Raw genomic sequence first — 15,733 nt, 5'->3', positions numbered from 1 at the left:
CATGACGGACCGTAAGACCGAACTCGCCGCGAACCTGGCGAGGGTGGAGGAGCGCATCGCCGCCGCGTGCGCGGCGGCCGGGCGCGCGCGGGAGGAGGTGACCCTGATCGTGGTCACCAAGACCTACCCGGCGAGCGATGTGCGGATCCTGTCGGAACTCGGTGTGCGCCATGTCGCCGAGAACCGCGACCAGGACGCGGCCCCGAAGGCCGCGGCCTGCGCGGATCTGCCCCTGAAGTGGCACTTTGTCGGTCAGTTGCAGACCAACAAGGTGCGTTCCGTGGTCGGTTACGCCGATGTCGTGCAGTCCGTCGACCGTTCCCGGCTCGTCGCCGCGCTGTCGAAGGAGGCGGTGCGGGCGGAGCGCGAGGTGGGCTGTCTCATCCAGGTCGCGTTCGACGCCGGCGCGAGCGGCAGGGGCGACCGCGGTGGCGTGGCCCCGGAAGGAATCGAAGAGTTGGCCGACCTCGTCGCCGAGGCGCCCGGGCTGCGGCTCGACGGACTGATGACCGTCGCTCCGCTCACCGGGGAGTACGCGGGACGCGAACAGGCGGCGTTCGAGCGCCTGGTGGTTTTGTCGACTGACCTGCGCCGAGCCCATCCGGCTGCAACCATGGTGTCGGCAGGGATGAGCGCGGACCTCGAACAGGCCGTGGCCGCCGGGGCGACACATGTGCGCGTCGGCACCGCGGTACTCGGAGTCCGCCCCAGGCTCGGGTAACGTCGCCAGGAAGTCGGACCACAGCAGAAAATATGGTCAGTGCGCGCCAAGGCGGGCACAACGACCACGTGGATCGCGGGCATTTGGCAGTCGTCAGTCGATCCACCACAGAGCGGAGGACTCAGAGCATGGCCGGCGCGATGCGCAAGATGGCGGTCTACCTCGGCCTCGTGGAGGACGATGGGTACGACGGCCGCGGATTCGACCCCGACGACGACTTCGAGCCCGAGTTGGACCCGGAGCCCGAGCGGGACCACCGACGGCACGAGCCGTCGCACCAGTCGCACGGTGCACATCAGTCCCAAAGGGACGAAGAGGTGCGAATCGTACAACCGCCCGCGCCTCGCGAACCGGTGGCCCGTTCGACTTCGCTCGCCGCGGAATCCGGACGTCCGGCGCGGATCGCGCCCGTGGCATCCATCACACAAGAACGTCAGTCCCTGGAGAAGAACGCGCCGGTGATCATGCCCAAGGTCGTGTCGGAACGAGAGCCTTACCGGATCACCACGCTTCACCCGCGGACCTACAACGAGGCCCGTACCATCGGGGAACACTTCCGTGAGGGCACCCCGGTGATCATGAATCTGACTGAGATGGATGACACAGATGCCAAGCGACTTGTCGACTTTGCGGCTGGTTTGGTGTTTGGTCTTCACGGCAGCATCGAGCGGGTGACGCAGAAGGTGTTCCTGTTGTCTCCTGCTAACGTCGATGTCACGGCGGAGGACAAGGCCCGCATCGCAGAGGGCGGGTTCTTCAACCAGAGCTGAGACGTACGACCGGATCGAAGCACGGAAGAGCACGGAACAGGGGAGAGGGAACCACAGGCCATGAGCGTGTTCGCGCAGGTGATCTACATCGCGCTGATGGTGTTCCTCGTCGTGCTCATCTTCCGGCTGGTCATGGACTACGTTTTCCAGTTCGCCCGCTCGTGGCAACCCGGCAAGGCGATGGTGGTCGTACTGGAGGCCACCTACACTGTCACCGATCCACCGCTGAAGCTTCTGCGGCGGTTCATCCCGCCGCTGCGTCTCGGGGGCGTGGCGCTCGACCTGTCCTTCTTCGTACTGATGATCATCGTCTACATTCTCATCTCCATCGCGCAGAGCTTCGTGAGATGAGGGTGGGGACGATCCGGTCTTGCCGACTGCCGATGACTACGTTGAGGTGAAGAGATGCCGTTGACCCCCGAGGACGTGCGGAACAAGCAGTTCACGACCGTCCGCCTCCGAGAAGGCTATGACGAGGACGAGGTCGATGCCTTCCTCGACGAGGTCGAAGCCGAACTGACCCGTCTGCTCCGCGAGAACGAGGACCTGCGCGCCAAGCTGGCCGCGGCCACCCGCGCCGCCGCGCAGAACCAGCAGAACGCGCGCAAGCCTCCGGAGCAGGACCAGCAGCAGCACCAGCAGCAGGGCATGCGAGGTCCCGGCGCTCCGGTGCCCGCCGGGATATCGGGCCCGCCGCAGCAGCAGATGGGTGGCCCCATGGGTGGTCCGCCCCAGCTGCCGAGCGGTGCCCCGCAGCTGCCCGCCGGCCCCGGCGGTCAGGGCGGCCCGCAGGGTCCCGGCCCGATGGGCCAGGGTCCGATGGGTCAGGGCCCGATGGGCGGCCAGCCGCCCATGCAGCAGCAGATGGGCGGCCCGATGGGCGGTCCCATGGGTGGCCCCATGGGCGGTCCGATGGGCGGTCCCGGTCAGGGCCCCGGTGGCGACAGCGCCGCCCGTGTCCTCTCGCTGGCCCAGCAGACCGCCGACCAGGCGATCGCCGAGGCCCGCTCCGAGGCCAACAAGATCGTCGGCGAGGCCCGCAGCCGCGCCGAGGGTCTGGAGCGTGACGCCCGTGCCAAGGCCGACGCCCTGGAGCGGGACGCGCAGGAGAAGCACCGCGTCGCCATGGGCTCCCTGGAGTCCGCCCGCGCGACGCTGGAGCGCAAGGTCGAGGACCTGCGCGGCTTCGAGCGCGAGTACCGCACGCGCCTGAAGTCGTACCTGGAGTCGCAGCTCCGTCAGTTGGAGACCCAGGCCGACGACTCGCTGGCCCCGCCGCGCACCCCGGCCACCGCGTCCCTGCCGCCGTCCCCGGCGCCCTCCATGGCCCCGGCCGGCGCCGGCGCCCCGTCCTACGGCGGCAACCAGACGATGGGTGGCAACCCCTCGCCGTCCGGCCCGTCCTACGGCGGTCAGCAGCAGATGACCCCGGCCATGACCCAGCCCATGGCCCCGGTCCGCCCGCAGGGCCCGTCCCCGATGGGTCAGGCTCCCTCGCCGATGCGTGGGTTCCTGATCGACGAGGACGACAACTGAGCACCGGGCACCAGTACGACAACGGCGTCGGCAGCGTCTGATAGGGCGGGCCCCCGGACTTCGGTCCCGGGGGCCCGCCCTTTTTACGCGGGTTGCGTGCGGACGGAACCGAGGAAGGGCCCGGCCTCCCCGAAGGAGGCCGGGCCCTTCGCGGACCGCCCGGCGCTTACGCCTTGCGCAGCCGGAACGTGAGGGACAGCCCCTCGTCGGTGAACGGCTCGCCGAAGCTGTCGTCGGCCTCGCCCTGCCCGAAGTCGGTCGACAGGACCTCCTCGGCGATCAGCCCCGCGTGCTCGGCGAGGGCCGCCACCACGGCCGGGTCCGTGGAGGTCCAGCGCAGCGCGATCCGGTCGGCGACGTCCAGCCCGCTGTTCTTGCGGGCCTCCTGGATCAGCCGGATCGCGTCACGGGCCAGGCCCGCCTGCCGCAGCTCCTCGGTGATCTCCAGGTCCAGCGCCACCGTGGCACCCGAGTCGGAGGCCACCGACCAGCCCTCGCGCGGGGTCTCCGTGATGATCACCTCATCGGGGGCGAGGGTGACCGTCTCACCGTCGACCTCCACGGAGGCCGTGCCCTCACGCAGGGCGAGGGACAGCGCGGCGGCGTCGGCGGCGGCGATCGCCTTCGCCACGTCCTGCACCCGCTTGCCGAACCGCTTGCCGAGCGCCCGGAAGTTGGCCTTCGCGGTCGTGTCGACCAGGCTGCCGCCGACCTCGCTGAGCGACGCCAGACCCTCGACGTTCAGCTCCTCCGTGATCTGCGCGTGCAGCTCCCGGTCCAGGGCCTCGAACCCGGTCGCCGCGATCAGCGCCCGGGACAGCGGCTGACGCGTCTTGACACCGGACTCCGCGCGCGTGGCGCGGCCCAGCTCCACCAGCCGGCGGACGAGGACCATCTGCTTCGACAGCTCCGGGTCGATCGCCGACAGGTCCGCCTCCGGCCAGGTGGCCAGGTGCACGGACTCCGGCGCGCCCGGGGTCACCGGAACGACCAGGTCCTGCCACACCCGCTCGGTGATGAACGGGGTGATCGGCGCCATCAGCTTGGTGACCGTCTCCAGCACCTCGTGCAGCGTGCGCAGCGCGGCCTTGTCGCCCTGCCAGAAGCGGCGGCGGGAACGGCGGACGTACCAGTTCGACAGGTCGTCGACGAACGCGGACAGCAGCTTGCCGGCGCGCTGGGTGTCGTACGCCTCCAGCGCCTGCGTCACCTGGTCGGTGAGCGCGTGCAGCTCGGAGAGCAGCCAGCGGTCCAGCACCGGACGCTCGGCCGGCGCCGGGTCCGCCGCGGACGGCGCCCAGTTCGACGTACGGGCGTACAGGGCCTGGAAGGCGACCGTGTTCCAGTAGGTCAGCAGCGTCTTGCGGACGACCTCCTGGATGGTGCCGTGGCCCACCCGGCGGGCGGCCCACGGAGAGCCGCCGGCCGCCATGAACCAGCGCACCGCGTCCGCGCCGTGCTGGTCCATGAGCGGGATCGGCTGCAGGATGTTGCCCAGGTGCTTGGACATCTTGCGGCCGTCCTCGGCCAGGATGTGGCCCAGGCAGACGACGTTCTCGTACGACGACTTGTCGAAGACGAGCGTGCCGACGGCCATCAGCGTGTAGAACCAGCCACGGGTCTGGTCGATCGCCTCGGAGATGAACTGCGCCGGGTACCGGCTCTCGAACAGCTCCTTGTTCTTGTACGGGTAGCCCCACTGCGCGAACGGCATCGAGCCCGAGTCGTACCAGGCATCGATGACCTCCGGCACGCGCGTGGCCGTCGCGCCGCAGCCCTCGTGCGGGCAGGCGAAGGTGACCTCGTCGATGTACGGGCGGTGCGGGTCGAGGCCCGACTGGTCGGTGCCGGTCAGCTCGCTCAGCTCGGTGAGGGAGCCGACGCAGGTGAGGTGCTCCTCCTCGCAGCGCCAGATCGGCAGCGGGGTGCCCCAGTAGCGGTTGCGGGACAGCGCCCAGTCGATGTTGTTGTTCAGCCAGTCGCCGTACCGGCCGTGCTTGACCGTCTCCGGGAACCAGTTGGTCTTCTCGTTCTCCTGGATGAGCCGGTCCTTGATGGCCGTGGTGCGGATGTACCAGGAGGGCTGCGCGTAGTAGAGCAGCGCGGTGTGGCAGCGCCAGCAGTGCGGGTAGCTGTGTTCGTACGGCAGGTGCTTGAACAGCAGGCCGCGCTGGTTCAGGTCCTCGGTGAGCTTTTCGTCCGCCTTCTTGAAGAAGACGCCGCCTACCAGCGGGACGCCCTCGTCGAAGGTGCCGTCCGGGCGGACCGGGTTCACGACCGGCAGGCCGTAGGAGCGGCAGACCTTGAGGTCGTCCTCACCGAAGGCCGGGGACTGGTGGACCAGACCCGTACCGTCGTCGGTGGTGACGTACTCGGCGTTCACGACGAAGTGCGCCGGCTCCGGGAACTCCACCAGCTCGAACGGACGTTGATACGTCCAGCGCTCCATCTCGGCGCCGGTGAAGGTCTGGCCCGTGGTCTCCCAGCCCTCGCCGAGCGCCTTGGCGAGGAGCGGCTCGGCGACCACGAGCTTCTCCTCGCCGTCGGTGGCGACCACGTAGGTCACCTCCGGGTGAGCGGCGACCGCCGTGTTGGACACCAGGGTCCAGGGGGTCGTCGTCCACACCAGGAGCGCTGCCTGGCCGGCGAGCGGACCGGAGGTGAGCGGGAAACGGACGTACACCGACGGGTCGACGACCGTCTCGTAGCCCTGCGCCAGCTCGTGGTCGGACAGGCCGGTGCCGCAGCGCGGGCACCAGGGGGCGACCCGGTAGTCCTGGGTGAGCAGACCCTTGTCGAAGATCTGCTTCAGCGACCACCACACCGACTGCACGTAGTCGGGGTCCATGGTCCGATAGGCGTCGTCCAGGTCGACCCAGTAGCCCATGCGGGTCGTCAGCTCGGTGAACGCGTCGGTGTGCCGGGTCACGGACTCGCGGCACTTGGCGTTGAACTCGGCGATGCCGTACGCCTCGATGTCCGGCTTGCCGGAGAAGCCCAGCTCCTTCTCGACGGCCAGCTCGACGGGCAGGCCGTGGCAGTCCCAGCCAGCCTTGCGGGCCACGTGGTAGCCGCGCATGGTGCGGAAGCGGGGGAAGACGTCCTTGAAGACGCGGGCCTCGATGTGGTGGGCGCCGGGCATGCCGTTCGCGGTGGGCGGGCCCTCGTAGAACACCCATTCCGGGCGGCCCTCGGACTGCTCCAGGCTCTTGGCGAAGATCTTCTGCTCGCGCCAGAAGTCGAGCACGGCGTGCTCAAGAGCGGGCAGGTCGACCTGTGCGGGCACCTGGCGGTACGTCGGCGCTGTCATCTGCGAGCATCCTCCAACGGACTTGCTGCCTTCCGTCGGAGGGACGAGAGCCTTCGTTCCTGTCTACGCCGTGTGCGGCGCGCTCCCGCGGTACCACCCTCCTTGGCTCCCCGCCACGTCGTACGCGCCGGTGAGCCCCCTCATTGGGGTCGCGAAGCCGGTTCTACTCGCCGTCGCCCTGCGGCTGCGGCTTTCTTCCGGCGGCTCCGGGGTGATCTTCACGTCGCGCTCGCCCCCGGGCTCACACCGTCCCCGGGTCGCTCTGGGCTGCGTACGCCGCTACTCGTCCCCATCCACGCTTCTCGCTCCGCCCAGTGTACGGCTCCGCGCGGACAGCGGCGGACCGGTTTTCCGCGCGGCGGGGGCGGGGTCCGCCGGCCGGGCCGTATGACCCGAATGGCGAGGGGAGCGGGCGCCGGGGCCGGTGCGGGTCCGGCCCGGCGGATTACCCGGCGGGGAGCTGGGCACAACGGATGCATGCCCGTGGCTCGGGGGTGCGGGCGGGCGAATCGGGCGGTGTGCCCCGTTGCCGCGGGACTCAAGTCGATTTATCGTCCCAGCACGATTCGCGTGCAAGATCACAATATGTGAAGGGGTCGCGGCCATGGTGGCGAAGAAGACCGCCGTACAGCAGCCGGCGACCGGGAAGACCGGCGCGAGGCCTGCCACCACGAAGACGGCCCCGGGCAGGACGGCCGCCACGAAGACGGCTGCCAGGAAGCCGGTGGCCGAGAAGGCGGCGCCCGTCAGGGTGACTGCCACGAAGAGCGCTGCGAAGACGGCTGCCACGAAGACCGCTGCCACGAAGGCGGTGGCTGCCAAGGCGGTGGCCACGAAAGCGGTGGGCACCAAGGCGGTCGTCGGCACGGAATCGGCCGCTCCGGGGAAGATCGCGAAGAAGACGGCTGAGAAGAAGACGGCTGAGAAGAAGACGGCCGAGAAGAAGGTCGCTGCGAAGAAGGCCGCTGCGAAGAAGGCGGCGGTGAAGGAAACTGCCGACAAAACGGCCGCGAAGGAGGTCGTGGGCACCAAGGCGGTCGCCAAGAAGCCGGCCACCAGGGCGACGGCGGCTGACAGGACGGCCGCCGGCAGGACGGTCAACAAGAAGCCGGCCGCGAAGGAGGCCGGGAAGGAGGCGGTCGGGAAGGCGGCCGTGGCGGAGAAGGCCGTGATGAAGAAGACGGCCACGAAGAGGTCGGCCGCCCGGCAGACGGCCGCGGCGGAGAAGTCGGCGATGAGGGAAACGGCCGTCAAGAAGACGGCGGCCGAGGAAACGGCCGTCAAGGGAACGGCCGCCGAAGAAGCGGTCGGGAAGAAGGCCGTCGCCAAGAAGGCCGCCCCCCGGAAGGCCGCCGCCGACAAGGCCGCGGTGAAGGAGACGGCTGACAAGAGCACGACCAAGGACGCGGGCGCGGCGCGGGCCGCGAAGCAGACGGGAGCCACGACGGTGGTTGCGAAGAAGACTCCTGGCACGGCCACGGCGGAGCAGACCGCCGTTCCCAAGGCGCGGCTCGGCGCGGTGGAGCCCGGCGAACTGGCGGTACGCCCCGGCGAGGATCCCTGGACCGCGGAGGAGGTCGACGAGGCCCGCGCGGAGCTGCAGTCCGAGCTGGAGCGGTTGCGGGAGGAGATCAGCTCGTCCGAGGCGTCCCTGGTCGGCCTGATGCGGGACTCCGGGGACGGCGCCGGCGACGACCAGGCCGACACGGGCACCAAGAACATCACGCGCGAGCACGAGCTGGCGCTGGCCGCCAACGCGCGCGAGATGCTCACCCAGACCGAGCGCGCCCTGGAACGGCTCGACGCGGGCACCTACGGCCTGTGCGAGAACTGCGGCAACCCCATCGGGAAGGCCCGGATGCAGGCGTTCCCGAGGGCCACGCTGTGCGTGGAGTGCAAGCAGAAGCAGGAACGCCGCTCCTGAGCGTGAGGGGCCCTCAAGGCGTGCCGTAGTCTCGTCCTCAGTCAGGCACCTAGGTTGAGGGACTCACGTGGCAGAGGCGGAGCGGATCATCGGTACGCCGGACACCCCGGACGACGGCGGCGAGCACACGGCGGCGGCCGGAGCACCCGTCGGCACCGGCGCGGCCGGTGCTTCCGGGCAGGCCGGCGCGTCCGGCGCGGGCGAGCAGGGGACCACGGCGGGGCGGACCGGCCGCGGGCGCCGGATCGCCGTGCTGTTCGCGGTGGCCGCGTTCGCGTACGCCCTCGACCTGATCAGCAAGATGCTCGTCGTGTCCCGCCTGGAGGGGCACGCGCCCATCCAGGTCGTCGGGGACCTGCTGGAGCTGCACGCGATCCGGAACCCGGGTGCCGCCTTCGGGTTCGGCGCGGCCTTCACGGTGATCTTCACTCTGATCGCCGCGGCCGTGATCGTCGTGATCATCCGCCTGGCCCGCAAGCTGTACAGCTTCCCCTGGGCGGTCGCGCTCGGCCTGCTGCTCGGCGGCGCGCTCGGCAACCTCACCGACCGGATCTTCCGGGCGCCGGGCGTCTTCGAGGGCGAGGTGGTGGACTTCATCGCGCCCAAGGGGTTCGCGGTGTTCAACCTCGCCGACTCGGCCATCGTGTGCGGCGGCATCCTGATCGTGCTGCTGTCCTTCCGCGGTCTGGACCCCGACGGCACGGTCCACAAGGACTGATCCCGGGGTCCGTCCGGGTTTTCCACAGGCTCGTGCGGAGCCTTCCGGCCCGTCCGGCATACTCGACGGGTGAGCACGATTCCCGAGATCCGTACCCTGCCCGTGCCCGACGGCCTGGAGGGCGAGCGCGTCGACGCCGCCATCTCCCGGATGTTCGGCTTCTCCCGCACGAAGGCGGCGGAGCTGGCCGCGGCCGGCAAGGTCCAGGTCGACGGCGCGGTGGTCGGCAAGTCCGAGCGGGTGCGCGGCGGCGCCTGGCTGGAGGTCGAGATGCCGCAGGCGCCCGCGCCGGTGCAGGTGGTCGCCGAGCCGGTCGAGGGCATGGAGATCGTGCACGACGACGATGACGTGGTCGTGATCGTCAAGCCGGTCGGCGTGGCCGCGCACCCGTCGCCGGGCTGGTCCGGCCCGACCGTCATCGGCGGTCTCGCCGCCGCCGGGTACCGGATCTCCACCTCCGGCGCCGCGGAGCGCCAGGGCATCGTGCACCGTCTGGACGTCGGTACGTCGGGCCTGATGGTGGTCGCCAAGTCGGAGCGGGCGTACACGTCGCTCAAGCGCCAGTTCAAGGAGCGCACGGTCGACAAGCGCTACCACACCCTGGTCCAGGGCCACCCGGACCCGACGAGCGGGACCATCGACGCCCCGATCGGCCGGCACCCGAACCACGACTACAAGTGGGCGGTCACGGCCGACGGCAAGCCCTCCGTGACCCACTACGACCTGATCGAGGCGTTCCGCGCCGCCTCCCTGCTGGACGTCAAGCTGGAGACGGGCCGCACCCACCAGATCCGTGTCCACATGGCCGCCCACCGCCACCCGTGCGTCGGCGACCTCACGTACGGCGCCGACCCCACCCTCGCCAAGCGGCTGCGCCTGACCCGCCAGTGGCTGCACGCCGTACGCCTCGGCTTCGAGCACCCCGGCGACGGCTCCTGGGTGGAGTTCGAGAGCGACTACCCCGAGGACCTGCAGAAGGCCCTCGACCAGGTCCGGGAGGAGACATGGGCGTGAGCACCGCCTACAGCGTCCGGGTCGCCGAGGACCCCGCCGACCGCGAGGCCTGCTTCGCGGTCCGCAAGGAGGTCTTCGTGGCCGAGCAGGGCGTGGCCGAGGACATCGAGTACGACGCCTACGACGCCGTGGCCGTGCATGTGCTGGCGGTCCGCGAGGACGGGGTGCCGCTGGGCACCGGGCGCCTGCTGCACGGCGAGGCGGCGGCCGCCAAGACCGGCGGGGACCCGGCGGTGGGCTCGCTGGGCCGGCTAGCCGTCTCCCGGGCGGCCCGTGGGCTCGGCGTCGGCGCGGCCCTGGTGCGCGCCATCGAGGACGCGGCCCGCGCGCGTGGCCTCACGGCCGTGGACCTGCACGCGCAGACCCACGCCCTGGGTTTCTACGAGCGGCTCGGCTACGAGGCGTACGGCCCGGAGTTCCCGGACGCGGGCATACCCCACCGGGCGATGCGCCGGGCCCTGTAGCCGGGGAGCCGCCGCCGGTCGCGCGGCTCTCCGCCCGGGTGCGCGGCCGTCAGGGCATCGGTACGCCGGGCCGTGGGCGTCATGGCAGGCTTGAGGTCTGCCGTGTGATCGTCGACTCCCGGAGCGCCGTCCGTGGACCAGCTGGCTCTGTTGTTCGTACTGCTGCTCGGGGCCCTGGTGAGCGTCCCGGTGGGGGACCGGTTCGGGGTGCCGGCGCCGGTGTTGATGACCCTGTTCGGCGGGGTTCTGGCCGTGGCCGAATTCGTGCCCAACGTGGACATCCCACCGGATCTGATCCTGCCCGGGCTGCTGCCACCGCTGCTCTACGCCGCCGTACGCCGGACCTCCTGGCGGCAGTTCGCGGCCAACCTCCGGCCGATCTTCCTGCTGGCCGTGGCCCTGGTGTTCGTCACGACGGTGTGCGTCGCGTTCGTCGCCAACGCCATCGTGCCGGGACTGCCCATCGCCGCCGCCGTCGCGCTGGGCGCCCTGATCGCTCCGCCCGACCCGGTCGCCGCCACCAGCGTCGCCGGACAGCTGGGGCTGCCGCGCCGCCTGGTGTCGATCCTGGAGGGCGAGGGCCTCTTCAACGACGTCACCGCCATCGTGCTGTACCACGTGGCCATCGCCGCGGCCGTGAGCGGTACGTTCTCGCCCTGGCGGGCGGGTCTCGACCTGGTGCTGTCCGCCGTCGTCGCGGTGGCCGTCGGTCTGGCTCTGGGCTGGGGCGCGAACAAGCTGATGGACCTGCTCGGCGATCCCACCCTGCAGATCGGCATGACCCTGCTCGTGCCGTACGCCTCCTATGTGCTCGCCGAGAAGCTGCACGGCTCCGGGGTGCTCGCGGTGCTCACCACGGCGCTGTTCCTCGCCGAGTACGCCACCGACGCCGACGACGTGATGACCCGGCTCGCCGGCCACACCTTCTGGGACATCATCGACACGCTCGTCACCGGCGTCGCCTTCGGACTCATCGGCCTGGAGCTGCACAACGCCATCCGCACGGCCCAGGGGCGGTGGGGCGAGATGCTCGGCTGGGCGGCGGCCGTCGTGGGCGTGGTGGTCGTCGTACGGCTGCTGTGGCTGCTGCCGGCGACCTGGCTGACCAAACGGCTGCACGCCCGCCGGGACTACGACGAGGAGATCCCGGTGAGCTGGCGGGAGACCGTCGTCATGTGGTGGTCCGGGATGCGCGGGGTGGCCTCGGTGGCGCTGGCGCTGGCCGTGCCGCTCAAGACGGACGCCGGGGCGCCGTTCCCCGACCGGGACGAGATCGTCTTCATCGCCTTCGGGGTGATCGTCGCCACGCTGGTCGTGCAGGGGCTGACGCTTCCGTGGCTGGTGAAGCGGCTCGGGGTGCAGGCCGACTCCGAGCGGGAGAAGGAGTTCGAGAAGGAGCTGGCGGTGCGGGCGGCGAAGGCCGCGAAGCGGCGGCTGCGGGAGATCGAGCAGGTGGAGGAGCTGCCCGAGGAGCTCTCCGAGCAGATGCTGCGGCGGGCCTTCGACATCGGGATCCGGATCAGCCCGGACATGGGGGAGGAGGAGCGGCGGGAGGCCCATCACCAGCGGGCCAAGCGGCTGAAGCGGGTGCGGCGCATCCAGAACGAGATGCTGAGCGCGGCGCGCCACGAGGTACTGGCGGCGCGCAGCGAGCCGGGAGCGGACCCGGAGATCGTGGACCGGGTGCTTCGGCATCTCGACGTGCGGAGCCTGCGGTGAGTGCCGCGCATTGAGCGGCGCGGGCGGCGGGTCCCGGCCGGTGACGGGTCGGTCCCGGCCGGTGGCCGGTCAGCCCCGGCCGGTGCGCGGGAACTCGTAGGCCCGGCGCAGGGACGCGCGGTCGGGGGACGGGACACGGGACGGCGGCAGCACCGAATCCGCGGTGTTCACCCGGGGCAGCGCGTAGGGGTGCTCCGCCGACAGCCAGCTGATCATCTGCTCGCGGACCGCGACCCGCACCGTCCAGATGTCGTCGGCGTCCTTCGCCGTCACCAGCGCGCGCACCTGGATGGTGTTCGGCGTGGTGTCCGTCACCTGGAGGTTGCACGCACGGCCGTCCCAGGCCGGGCACGCGCGCAGGATGTCCCGCAGCTTCTCGCGCATCGCCTCGATCGGCGCGCTGTGGTCGAGATGCCAGTAGACGATCCCGGTCATCTGCGGTGTGCCACGGGACCAGTTCTCGAAGGGTTTGGAGGTGAAGTACGACACCGGCATGGTGATCCGGCGCTCGTCCCAGGTCCGTACGGTCAGGAAGGTGAGGGTGATCTCCTCGACCGTGCCCCACTCGCCGTCGACCACGACGGTGTCGCCGATGCGCACCATGTCGCCGAAGGCGATCTGCAGCCCGGCGAACATGTTGGAAAGCGTCGACTGGGCGGCGACACCGGCGATGGCGGCGATGATGCCCGCCGACGCCAGCAGGGAGGCGCCCGCCGCGCGCATCGCCGGGAACGTCAGCAGCATCGACGAGACGGCCACGACGATGACGATCGCGGACACCACCCGCATGATCAACTCCACCTGTGTGCGCACCCGGCGCACCCGTGCCGCGTCGCGATGGACGCGGGCGTAGCGGGAGTAGGTGGTCTCGACGATCGCCGCGGCGATCCGGATCAGCAGCCAGGCGACCGATCCGATCAGCACAAGCGTCAGTGTCCGTCCGATGCCGACCAGGTGTCGCTCCAGCAGCTTCGCCTGGTCGTACGAGCCGCGCAGCAGAGCGGTGCACAGGACGAGCTGGTAGGGGATGCGGGCACGGCGCAGCAGCCCCCACAGAGGGGTGTCGTGGTCGCGTTCGTCGGCCTTGCACAGCAGCCGGTCGGTGCCCCAGCCGATGGCCAGGGTCAGCAGCACCGTGCCGCCGAGCACGATCAGGGGGCGGAGTACGTTCTCCATGCCTCCGCTCCTAACCGGCGGGCGCAGGGCATGAACATGTGAGTTCGGCGCGTTCCTGGGTACGGCGGCACCGGCACTGCCGTAGCCGGCTGGCACCATGGCCTCATGAACATCATGCTCTTTCACTCGACCTACGGGCTCAGGCCCGCGGTGCGCGAGGCCGCGGACCGGCTGCGCGCGGCGGGCCACGAGGTGTGGACGCCGGACCTCTTCGAGGGGCGTACGTTCGACACCGTCGAGGACGGCATGGAGTTCAAGGAGCGGATCGGCAAGGAGGAACTGCTCAAGCGGGCCGTGCTGGCGGCGGCGCCGTACTCGGACCGCGGGCTGGTGTACGCGGGGTTCTCGCTCGGCGCCTCCGTCGCCCAGACCCTGGCCCTCGGCGACGACAAGGCGCGCGGGCTGCTGCTCCTGCACGGCACGTCGGACATCGCGCCGAACGCGCACGTGGACGAGCTGCCCGTGCAGCTGCACGTGGCCGAACCGGACCCGTTCGAGACGGACGACTGGCTGAGCGCCTGGTACCTGCAGATGGGCCGGGCGGGCGCCGATGTGGAGGTCTACCGGTACGCCGGGGCCGGGCACCTCTACACCGACCCCGAGCTGCCGGACTACGACGCGGAGGCCGCCGAGGCCACCTGGCGGGTGGCGCTCGGCTTCCTCGAATCGCTGGGCTGAGCGGTCACACCGGGTCGTAGGTCCGCTCGACCTTCTGTGTGCCGCTGCGGGTGCGGTAGGAACGCACCCAGGTGGAGGTGGCGTTCGCGTCGGTGCGGTCGGACAGCACGTAGTAGTCCATCTGCGCGCGGTCGGCTGTGATGTCGAGCACGCCGTAGCCGTGCCGGTCGGTGTCCACCCAGTGGACGTGCCGGTTGGCGGCCTTGATGACCGGCGCGGCGATCGCCGAGACCGTGCCCTCGGGGACCTTCACGATGTCGTCCAGGTTGTCGGAGGTCACCGAGGTCACCACGAACTCGGTGGCCGCCGACGCGGACAGCGGGTAGGTGCCCGCGTCCACCGGGACGTCGTTGGCCCACGCCATGTGGATGTCACCGGTCAGGAAGACGGTGTTGCCGATGGCGTTGGAGCGCAGGTGGGCCAGCAGTTCACGGCGGTCGTCGGTGTAGCCGTCCCACTGGTCCGTGTTGGCGGCGATGCCCTCCTGCGGCAGTCCGAGCAGCTTGGCGAGCGGCTTGAACAGGTCGGCGGAGAGGGAGCCGAAGGAGAACGGCGAGATCATCACCGAGTTGCCGACCAGCCGCCACCTGGTGTCGGAGGCCTTCAGACCGGCCTTCAGCCAGTCGAGCTGGGCGCGCCCGGTGAGCGTGCGGTCCGGGTCGTCCACCGAGCCGCTGGCCGTGGACGCCTGCTGGGAGCGGAAGGAGCGCAGGTCCAGCAGGGAGAGGTCGGCGAGCTTGCCGAAGCGCAGCCGGCGGTAGGTGGTGCCCGCGACGGCCGGGCGGACCGGCATCCACTCGAAGTACGCCTGCTTCGCGGCGGCCTGACGGGCCGCCCAGGTGCCCTCGGCGCCCTCGGTGTGGTTGACGGCGCCGCCCGACCAGGCGTTGTCGGCGAACTCGTGGTCGTCCCAGATCGCGACGACCGGCGCCTTCAGGTGCAGGGCCTGGAGGTCGGGGTCGGTCTTGTACCTGGCGTGCCGGATCCGGTAGTCGGCGAGGGTGAGGATCTCGTTGGCCGGCGCGTGCGGGCGTACGACCTCGCCCCGGGTCCCGTACTCCCCGGACTTGTACTCGTAGATGTAGTCGCCGAGATGGAGCCAGGCGTCGAGGTCGTTGCGGGCCGCGAGGTGGCGGTAGGCGGAGAAGTAGCCGGCCTCCCAGTTGGCGCAGGAGACCACGCCGAAGCGCAGGGAGGAGACGTCAGCGTCCGCCGCCGGCGCGGTGCGGGTGCGCGCCACCGGGGAGTCGGTGCCGCCGGCCGAGAAGCGGAACCAGTAGTCGGTGGCCGGCTCCAGGCCGCGGATGTCGGCCTTCACGGTGTGGTCGGAGGCGGCCGTCGCGGTGGTGGAGCCCTTGGCGACGACGCTGGTGAACGCCTTGTCCCTGGCGACGATCCAGCTGACCTCGGTGTCCGGGCCGAGCCCCGAACCCGGTATCGCCTCCGGGACCGGGGTCACCCGGGTCCACAGCAGCACACCGTCGGGCAGCGGGTCGCCGGAGGCGACACCGTGCAGGAAGGCGGGGGCGTCCGTGGCGGCGCGGGCCGACGCCGCGGCGGCCAGCGGGCCGGCCAGGACAGCGGTCGCCGCCGCGGCCTTGACGACCGAACGGCGGCGGGGCGAAAGCGAACCGAGGTTCTGGGATGCCTCGGATGATCTGTATCGACTGGTCACGGACGATCAGGTTACTGATCGGTACGCG

Annotated in this window: 13 protein-coding genes; 10 read left to right on the top strand and 3 right to left on the bottom strand. The window is 70.8% G+C overall.

Annotation, left to right across the window (positions count from 1 at the left end):
* Position 1 precedes the first annotated feature (1 nt).
* The 4 genes from C3492_RS27980 to C3492_RS27965 all read left to right on the top strand — a co-directional run bounded on the left by C3492_RS27980 (position 2) and on the right by C3492_RS27965 (position 3,027).
* Positions 2-721 carry a YggS family pyridoxal phosphate-dependent enzyme gene (locus C3492_RS27980; protein WP_103815235.1) on the top strand — a complete coding sequence of 240 codons (720 nt, stop codon included), beginning with the start codon at positions 2-4 and terminating at the stop codon, positions 719-721.
* A 128-nt stretch (positions 722-849) separates the two neighbouring features.
* Positions 850-1,491, top strand: a complete 642-nt coding sequence (locus tag C3492_RS27975; RefSeq protein ID WP_030642042.1) for a cell division protein SepF — start codon at positions 850-852, stop codon at positions 1,489-1,491.
* A gap of 60 nt (positions 1,492-1,551) precedes the next feature.
* Positions 1,552-1,842, top strand: a complete 291-nt coding sequence (locus C3492_RS27970) for a YggT family protein (RefSeq protein ID WP_059248823.1) — start codon at positions 1,552-1,554, stop codon at positions 1,840-1,842.
* Positions 1,843-1,896: 54 nt separating this feature from the next.
* The gene (locus C3492_RS27965; protein ID WP_181140583.1) at positions 1,897-3,027 is read left to right on the top strand and encodes a DivIVA domain-containing protein; all 1,131 of its coding nucleotides are present in this window, start codon (positions 1,897-1,899) and stop codon (positions 3,025-3,027) included.
* A 166-nt stretch (positions 3,028-3,193) separates the two neighbouring features.
* Here C3492_RS27965 and ileS read toward each other — a convergent pair whose 3' ends face one another.
* A complete protein-coding gene (gene ileS / locus C3492_RS27960; RefSeq protein ID WP_103815233.1) occupies positions 3,194-6,337 on the bottom strand; it encodes an isoleucine--tRNA ligase in 3,144 nt (1,047 codons plus the stop codon).
* A gap of 604 nt (positions 6,338-6,941) precedes the next feature.
* On the opposite strand from ileS, the gene C3492_RS27955 reads away from it, so the two are divergent.
* From C3492_RS27955 to C3492_RS27935, 5 genes are all read left to right on the top strand, one after another.
* Entirely contained in the window at positions 6,942-8,261 is a 1,320-nt protein-coding gene (locus tag C3492_RS27955; RefSeq protein WP_103815231.1) for a TraR/DksA family transcriptional regulator, read from the top strand.
* A 67-nt stretch (positions 8,262-8,328) separates the two neighbouring features.
* Entirely contained in the window at positions 8,329-8,979 is a 651-nt protein-coding gene (gene lspA / locus C3492_RS27950; protein ID WP_103815229.1) for a signal peptidase II, read from the top strand.
* Between the two features lie 69 nt (positions 8,980-9,048).
* Positions 9,049-9,993 carry an RluA family pseudouridine synthase gene (locus C3492_RS27945; protein WP_103815227.1) on the top strand — a complete coding sequence of 315 codons (945 nt, stop codon included), beginning with the start codon at positions 9,049-9,051 and terminating at the stop codon, positions 9,991-9,993.
* Positions 9,984-10,457 (top strand): GNAT family N-acetyltransferase, encoded by a 474-nt coding sequence (locus C3492_RS27940; RefSeq protein WP_103815225.1) that lies wholly within the window; start codon positions 9,984-9,986, stop codon positions 10,455-10,457. The genes C3492_RS27945 and C3492_RS27940 overlap by 10 nt, the downstream gene beginning before the upstream one ends.
* Before the next feature lie 132 nt (positions 10,458-10,589).
* Entirely contained in the window at positions 10,590-12,176 is a 1,587-nt protein-coding gene (locus tag C3492_RS27935; protein ID WP_103815223.1) for a Na+/H+ antiporter, read from the top strand.
* A gap of 69 nt (positions 12,177-12,245) precedes the next feature.
* Here the strand turns inward: C3492_RS27935 and C3492_RS27930 are convergent, their stop codons facing one another.
* Positions 12,246-13,352: a mechanosensitive ion channel family protein gene (locus C3492_RS27930; protein ID WP_103815222.1), complete on the bottom strand. Its 1,107-nt coding sequence runs from the start codon at positions 13,350-13,352 to the stop codon at positions 12,246-12,248.
* 105 nt (positions 13,353-13,457) lie between these two features.
* Between C3492_RS27930 and C3492_RS27925 the strand changes: the two genes are divergently transcribed.
* Positions 13,458-14,030: a dienelactone hydrolase family protein gene (locus C3492_RS27925; protein WP_103815220.1), complete on the top strand. Its 573-nt coding sequence runs from the start codon at positions 13,458-13,460 to the stop codon at positions 14,028-14,030.
* 4 nt (positions 14,031-14,034) lie between these two features.
* Here the strand turns inward: C3492_RS27925 and C3492_RS27920 are convergent, their stop codons facing one another.
* Entirely contained in the window at positions 14,035-15,705 is a 1,671-nt protein-coding gene (locus C3492_RS27920) for an alkaline phosphatase (protein WP_103815218.1), read from the bottom strand.
* Between the last annotated feature and the right edge of the window lie 28 nt (positions 15,706-15,733).

The organism is Streptomyces sp. Ru62 (genome assembly GCF_002920615.1).
In the GTDB taxonomy this organism is placed as follows: Bacteria; Actinomycetota; Actinomycetes; order Streptomycetales; family Streptomycetaceae; genus Streptomyces.
This window is presented reverse-complemented; position numbering and strand designations above follow the sequence as displayed.

Excerpts from the sequence above, each read along its gene's own strand:
- C3492_RS27940 (WP_103815225.1), top strand. The coding sequence starts at position 9,984 with ATGGGCGTGAGCACCGCCTACAGCGTCCGGGTCGCCGAGGACCCCGCC.
- C3492_RS27975 (WP_030642042.1), top strand. The coding sequence starts at position 850 with ATGGCCGGCGCGATGCGCAAGATGGCGGTCTACCTCGGCCTCGTGGAG.
- C3492_RS27955 (WP_103815231.1), top strand. The coding sequence starts at position 6,942 with ATGGTGGCGAAGAAGACCGCCGTACAGCAGCCGGCGACCGGGAAGACC.
- ileS (WP_103815233.1), bottom strand. The coding sequence starts at position 6,337 with ATGACAGCGCCGACGTACCGCCAGGTGCCCGCACAGGTCGACCTGCCC.
- C3492_RS27965 (WP_181140583.1), top strand. The coding sequence starts at position 1,897 with ATGCCGTTGACCCCCGAGGACGTGCGGAACAAGCAGTTCACGACCGTC.
- C3492_RS27925 (WP_103815220.1), top strand. The coding sequence starts at position 13,458 with ATGAACATCATGCTCTTTCACTCGACCTACGGGCTCAGGCCCGCGGTG.
- C3492_RS27980 (WP_103815235.1), top strand. The coding sequence starts at position 2 with ATGACGGACCGTAAGACCGAACTCGCCGCGAACCTGGCGAGGGTGGAG.
- C3492_RS27930 (WP_103815222.1), bottom strand. The coding sequence starts at position 13,352 with ATGGAGAACGTACTCCGCCCCCTGATCGTGCTCGGCGGCACGGTGCTG.
- C3492_RS27970 (WP_059248823.1), top strand. The coding sequence starts at position 1,552 with ATGAGCGTGTTCGCGCAGGTGATCTACATCGCGCTGATGGTGTTCCTC.